The following is a 1508-nucleotide window of genomic DNA, read 5'->3' as shown; positions in this document are numbered from 1 at the left end:
CCCCGAATAGAGAAGAAGTTTCCCGAGGCAGCCTCTTTCAGGATTAGCTTCTCCAGCGTCAGGTCCGACACAGCCTTACGCAGCCGGTCGTCTCTTTCTCGAGCTCTTTCAAGCGCTTTACCTGATCGCCGTTCAGGCCACCAAAATCCTTGCGCCACCGGTAATACGTGAACTGCGTCACGCCGATCGAACGAACCGCTTCGCCAACCGTTCTGCCTTGAGAAAGTAAAACATCAACCTGGCGCAGCTTCGCGACAATCTCTTCCGCCTTGTGCTTCTTCTGGGGCATTCCAACGTCCTCTCTAACGGCGAATAGCCTAAGTCAGGGAGGACCACTTTTCAGGGGGCAGACCAGAGCCGAGACGAAGCAGATGATGGACCACAATCGCCTGCTACCGCCGATCGGCAAACACGAAAGGATCCCAGGTGGGAAAAGCCGAAAGCTGGCGAGGGATAGTGATGAAAGGGCTCGCCGGGCATTGGGCTGCGGGCACAGGCGGATGGACATCTTTTGGGTTTAATTCGCGTCAAAGTGACGCTAAATTTAAGCGCTTTTGCAGCGTGGCCCACCGTTTTTTTGCAGGCAAAATTTGTGAGTTCACATGTTATTTCGTCAGAACAGAACGTCCATCGCGGCTTTTCAATTCGCTCGAACCGCTATTGGTCGCTGGCTTCTGATTGTCATCGCCGTCATCGCCATGGACACCCTGCTCGCGGTTGGCGCTTGGTTCGCTATCGGCTCCGTCATCGGAAATTAAATGGGCCGACGGATCAAAAATCTGAACGATCATGTAGGCCGCCTGGTTCAGCACAAGGCACGCGGTTATCGTAGCAATTCCACTTTCGGTGCCGAAATCGTTCCTACGTAGGATGGCGGCCGCGCCCAGAGCAATCAAAAATGCGATGGGCATGAGGACAAAGACTTTATAGCGCAAACCTGCAGCTGCACCTATTAGTGCGCTAGTAAACAGTAAGACAGGAACGGTAATATCCATGCTTATTGCTGCAAGACCGTCATCGAATTTGCTCTCAATTATGGGCCTTAACTTCCCATCCAGCTCGTCGACAAAGACATTGTGACCTTAGTATCAGTCGAACAAGTACGCGATTCCGTACCTTGACCTATGTCGGGAACAGCTTTCGATTGCTGGGCATTAAACGGCTGGACTTGGCCTGCGCCCCCTGCGGGCTTTACTAGGGTCCGGACTCATAACCAGTAACTGACCAGCGCAGCGATGCAGACGGCTGCGAGGAAATTGATTGCGAGACGATCATATCTGGTGGCGATGCGGCGGAAGTCCTTCAGGCGACAGAACATACGCTCGACGGCATTGCGGCTTCGATAGAGGACGGGCGAGAAGCAGTTCTTCCAGTGTCGGTTCGCCTTGGGCGGGATGTTCGGCATCGCACCCTTTCCCTCGATCTGTCGGCGGATGGCATCGCTGTCATAACCCATATCGCCGTGCAGGATCGCAGAACGTGGCATCTGTCGAGCAGAACCGCTCCAG

Annotated in this window: 2 protein-coding genes and 1 pseudogene; all 3 read right to left on the bottom strand. The window is 54.2% G+C overall.

What is annotated here, in order from left to right; genetic code table 11:
• Positions 1 to 289, bottom strand: a pseudogene (locus tag NB311A_RS09125) (transposase); the annotation flags it as partial.
• Positions 290 to 605: 316 nt separating this feature from the next.
• Positions 606 to 995: a hypothetical protein gene (locus NB311A_RS09120; RefSeq protein WP_050752091.1), complete on the bottom strand. Its 390-nt coding sequence runs from the start codon at positions 993 to 995 to the stop codon at positions 606 to 608.
• 212 nt (positions 996 to 1207) lie between these two features.
• A partial coding sequence (locus NB311A_RS09115; protein WP_050752092.1) for an IS5/IS1182 family transposase occupies positions 1208 to 1508 on the bottom strand: 301 nt, incomplete at its 5' end.

Origin of the sequence: Nitrobacter sp. Nb-311A (assembly GCF_000152905.1) — a bacterium.
Classification (GTDB): Bacteria; Pseudomonadota; Alphaproteobacteria; order Rhizobiales; family Xanthobacteraceae; genus Nitrobacter.
This window is presented reverse-complemented; position numbering and strand designations above follow the sequence as displayed.

Coding starts and splice junctions, on each gene's coding strand:
- NB311A_RS09120 (WP_050752091.1), bottom strand. CDS start 995: ATGGATATTACCGTTCCTGTCTTACTGTTTACTAGCGCACTAATAGGT.